The organism is Mesorhizobium sp. M7A.F.Ca.MR.362.00.0.0 (assembly GCF_004023175.1).
Lineage (GTDB): Bacteria > Pseudomonadota > Alphaproteobacteria > Rhizobiales > Rhizobiaceae > Mesorhizobium.
This window is the reverse complement of sequence record NZ_RZTF01000485.1, coordinates 1-4,245: the sequence shown is the minus strand read 5'-3', so window position 1 is coordinate 4,245 and position 4,245 is coordinate 1. Positions and strand designations below refer to the sequence as shown.

Annotated in this window: 5 protein-coding genes; 1 reads left to right on the top strand and 4 read right to left on the bottom strand. The window is 61.4% G+C overall.

Annotated features, from left to right (window positions below; all coding sequences use genetic code 11):
* The 3 genes from EOC06_RS33570 to EOC06_RS33560 form a co-directional block, all read right to left on the bottom strand.
* Positions 1–1,230: cysteine desulfurase-like protein (locus EOC06_RS33570; protein WP_128309815.1), on the bottom strand; the 1,230-nt coding region annotated here is incomplete at its 3' end.
* 52 nt (positions 1,231–1,282) lie between these two features.
* Positions 1,283–2,350: an aldo/keto reductase gene (locus EOC06_RS33565; RefSeq protein WP_128309814.1), complete on the bottom strand. Its 1,068-nt coding sequence runs from the start codon at positions 2,348–2,350 to the stop codon at positions 1,283–1,285.
* Positions 2,351–2,465: 115 nt separating this feature from the next.
* The gene (locus tag EOC06_RS33560) at positions 2,466–2,921 is read right to left on the bottom strand and encodes a hypothetical protein (RefSeq protein ID WP_128309813.1); all 456 of its coding nucleotides are present in this window, start codon (positions 2,919–2,921) and stop codon (positions 2,466–2,468) included.
* A 391-nt stretch (positions 2,922–3,312) separates the two neighbouring features.
* Here EOC06_RS33560 and EOC06_RS33555 point away from each other — a divergent pair, with 391 nt between their 5' ends.
* Entirely contained in the window at positions 3,313–3,477 is a 165-nt protein-coding gene (locus EOC06_RS33555; RefSeq protein ID WP_023810361.1) for a hypothetical protein, read from the top strand.
* Between the two features lie 55 nt (positions 3,478–3,532).
* Here the strand turns inward: EOC06_RS33555 and EOC06_RS33550 are convergent, their stop codons facing one another.
* A complete protein-coding gene (locus EOC06_RS33550) occupies positions 3,533–4,039 on the bottom strand; it encodes a DUF1993 family protein (RefSeq protein WP_127267825.1) in 507 nt (168 codons plus the stop codon).
* Positions 4,040–4,245: the final 206 nt, after the last annotated feature.

Below are 4,245 nucleotides of genomic sequence, written 5' to 3'. Positions count from 1 at the left end.
GTGTACGCTCTCCAGCGTCTGGTCGATTTCGGCTGTAGTGTTGTAGTGGGCGATGCCGATACGCACGACGCCATGCTCGGCCGGAATGCCGAGCTGGTGGACGATCTCCCAGGCATAGTTGTGGCCAGACCACAGGAAGATGTTTTCGGCGTTCATCTGCCGCACGATCGTTTCGGGCACGATGCCATCGACGGTGAAGGAAACCGTCGGCACGCGCTCGCCGAGCCGCTTCGGATCGGTGATGCCGTGGATGGTCAGGCCCTCGACATCGGACAGGCCATCGATCAGCTGTTGCGCCAGCGGGTTTTCATACGCGATCGAAACCGCAAACGCCTTGGCAATTTTCTGCCTTCTTGAACCGCCCTCGCCCGCCGCCGCGCCAAGGTCGGCAAAGTAGTCGACCGCGGCGGTGAGACCGGCCATCAGCTCGATCTGCGGCGTGCCGAGTTCGAACCGCTCCGGCAGGCCGTTGGAAGAGCAGCGGCACTTGTAGGGCTCCAGCGTCTCGACGACGTCGCGCCGGCCCCACAATATGCCCATATGTGGGCCGAAGAATTTGTAGGCCGAGCAGATCAGGAAATCGCAGCCGAGCTCCTGCACGTCGATCAGACCGTGAGGCGCGAATTGGACGGCATCGACATAGACAAGGGCGCCGGCATTCCTGGCCATCGCAGTCAGCGCCTTCACCCGATTGATCGAGCCGGTCAAATTGCTGGCGTAGTTCAACGCGACCAGCCGTGTCTTCTCCGAAAACAGACCGGCCAGCGTCGCCTCTTCGACCTGCCAGCTCTTTTCATCGAATGGCAGCCAGCGCACGACGAGCCCGAGATCCTCGGCAAGTTGCAGCCAGGGCGAAACATTGCCCTCATGATCCATGCGGGTGAGGATAATCTCGTCGCCGCGCTGCATCGTGCGGCCGAGCGTGCGCGACATGTGATAGGTCAGCGTCGTCATGTTGGCGCCGATGATGATTTCCTCGGGGCTTGCGGCGCCGAGGAAATCGGCCATCGCCTGATGCGCCTCGTCGACGACAACTTGCGCGGCAATCGTCGTTTCGAAAAAGCCGCCAAGGTTGGCATTGGTGGTCAACAGGCAGCGCGACACCGCGTCCGCCACTGCCTGTGGCACCTGCGTGCCGGCCGGATTGTCGAGATAGATGCGGCGGCGGCCCTTGTCGGTCAGGAAGAGAGCCGGAAATTTTTCACGCACTGCCTCGACTGGAAAATTCATTGCTGCTCGCTCCCTTGGAATTGTCGAGTATTCGGCCTGCAGCCAGTCCCGTTCAGGGACAGGGATTGCCGACCCGCTGGTGGATCGCGTCGACCGCCTTCTGCATTTCTTCTGTCCAGGTGACGTCGACGGAAGACAGCGCCATGTCGAGCTGCGAAAGCGTCGTTGCGCCGACGATGTTGGAGGTTACGAACGGCCGGCTCGAGACATAGGCATTGGCAAACAGTGCCGGCTCCAGGCCAAAGGAGCGCGCCAGCTCATTGTATTCAAGTTGTGCTTCAGCGGCACCTGGCGTCTCGTAGCGCTGGCCGCGATTGAACAGCTGCGAGCGGGACCCCTGCGGTCGCGCGCCATGGTCGTATTTGCCGGTGAGATAGCCCTGGGCCAGCGGCGAATAGGGCAGCAGCGACACTTGCTCGCGCTCGCAGACCTCGGCGAGGTTCACCTCGAAAGTGCGGTTGACGAGATTGTAAGCGTTCTGGATCGACGCGACGCGCGGGCCGATGCCCTTGTCGGCTTCGGCAAGGAACCGCATCACGCCCCAGGAACTCTCGTTCGACAGCCCGAAATGGCGGATCTTTCCAGCCTTCACCAGTTCGTCGAAGACGGCAAGCGTCTCGGCGATCGGTGTTTCGTCGGCCGGTGCGCCGACGGAATCGGCGCGCGGCGACACGGCGCCGACGCGCGTCGGGTTGGCGCCCCAGGGGATATCCCGCTCCGGCCAGTGGATCTGATAGAGGTCGATATAGTCGGTGCCGAGCTTGGCCAGCGACTTGTCGATGGCGTCAAAGATATCGGCGCGCACCAGTTGCGACGGCCTGTCGCCGCGAAACCAGCTGTTGGCCGTGCGGCCGACGACCTTCGAGGCCAGGATCACCTTGTCGCGGTTGCCCTTGGCTTTCATCCAGCTGCCGATGATCCTTTCGGTCCGTCCCTGCGTCTCCGCCTTGGGCGGGATCGGATAGAGCTCAGCGGTGTCGATGAAATTGACGCCACGCGAGAAAGCCAGGTCCATCTGGGCGTGGCCTTCGGCCTCGGTGTTCTGCTGGCCCCAGGTCATGGAGCCCAGGCAGATCTGGGTCACAAGAAGATCGGTCCGACCGAGACGGCGTTTGTGCATGGGATTCGGCTCCGGAGGAAGGCTGGCGCGACTGCGCGGAGGAAGCCGCATCTATAAGCAAAGCAGAGCCGCTCTCCAAGCCTCGCCAGACCGACTTTTGCGTGAACCAGCCGGGTTAGCGGCGAGCACCGGCCAGTGCACGGCGCTTGGCTTCGTCGATCAGCATGTTGGCCACTTGCATGCGGATCATGGCGCGCTGGCGCAAATGCGGGGCGACACGGTCGGGATGGTTGGCAAAGGCAAAGCGGCGGCGCATAGGACCGAAATCGGCGACCTGCCTGGGCTGATTGAGGCCGAGTTCGACGGCGATGGCTTCCGGATCGATCGGCGGCAGCTTTTCCTCGGGCTTTGGCTCTTCGCCGGCGAGAGCCAGCTTGGCATGATCGAGCAAGGCGGCGAATTCCGTCGCCAGATCCGCGCCCGCCTCGCGATATTCGGCTGCGGAAACCTTGATGCGGCCGGAATGGAGTTCATCGGCCACCGAAAGATAGTCGAACGGGATGGATGGACGAGCGCCGGCCTCTTCGCCCTCGCCATTCTTGTCGGGGGCGATAAAGAGGTCGTCGAGCAACGAAGCGAAATCCCGCTTGGCGCCAGTAGCGATGTCAGCCTCCCCCCGCCCGACCATTCGGGTACCGAAGCATAGAACCGGCTCGTTAAAAATGCATGCCACCGATCTTAACGAATTTAGCCGTCGCCTGCACCGCTTGACCCATCGCAACCCCAAGAACAAAAATTCAGACTGTATTTTTTTGCAGTCCGGAATTCGCCAGGTGTGGCGAGGAAAACCGGCCATGTAGCCAGCATTCGAGGCTACGATACGCACCGGCCAAAAGTTTCGCCCGTTAGAGAAAATGTCGAAAAATTCGCCAAGACATGGCAGGTATGCAAATGCTGCACTGCACAATTGTCACGATTCAACTATATTGGCGGATGTGGAGGACCAATTTGGGGCTTGAATCATGGGTTTCTTCACTGAAATGTTCGCCCGGCCGCGGCCGCAGGAGCATCTGAGATACCGCTCGGCGCTCGCGCTGCTTCATTCGATGAGCAATGCCGACCGCGCCGACATCGGTATCAAGCCGGCCGACTTCCCCCGCATCGCCCGCGAAATGTCCATTCGCTAGGTACTTCCGGAGATGTCCCGGATCGATCCGGGACATCTCCAAAAAACTCAATTCCCTAGCGCGTTCCCAGGAATGTCGCCTTGCCCAACGGCACGCCATTGTGGCGAAGAATGTCGTAGGCCGTGGTGAGGTGGAAATAGAAGTTGGGCATAGCCACATGCAGCAGATACTGCAGGCCGGGCATCGAGCTTTCGCGCCCGCCAAGCTTCAGCTCGATGATCTTGTCGTCGGAGCCGTCGAACTCGGCAGCCGAAAATGTGCCCAGAAGGTCGAGGGTCTTGGTGATGCGCGCCTGAATTTCGGCGAAACTCGCCTCGTTGTCCTCGTATCTCGGCACGTCGCGCCCGGCGAGTCGTGACGGCGCGCCCTTGGCATGATCGGTGGCGATCTGCACCTGCCTGGTCAAGGCGAACATGTCTGGCGCCAGCCGCGCCGTCAGAAACACCTGCGGGTCGATCTTGCGGTCAAGCGCATTCTGTTCGGCGGTCGCCAGCACATCGGAAAGCGCTTTCAGCCTGGCCGAAAACACCGGCACGGACGCCTCATACATCGATATCGTCACGTCAAATCTCCTGTCCGGCCGAACGCCGGCGGACGCGACGTAGCGCCTTCGCGCGCGATTCTTCAAGTCCGTCGAGCCTGCGTCACCACGTTGCCGCAATCGCCGTCGTAGAATCCTCTATCGAGCGGAGGTTCCCGATGAGACGCGCCCTTTTCGCAGCGACTGCCTTTCTCTCCCTGGCACCGATCGGCCAGACGGTATTGGCT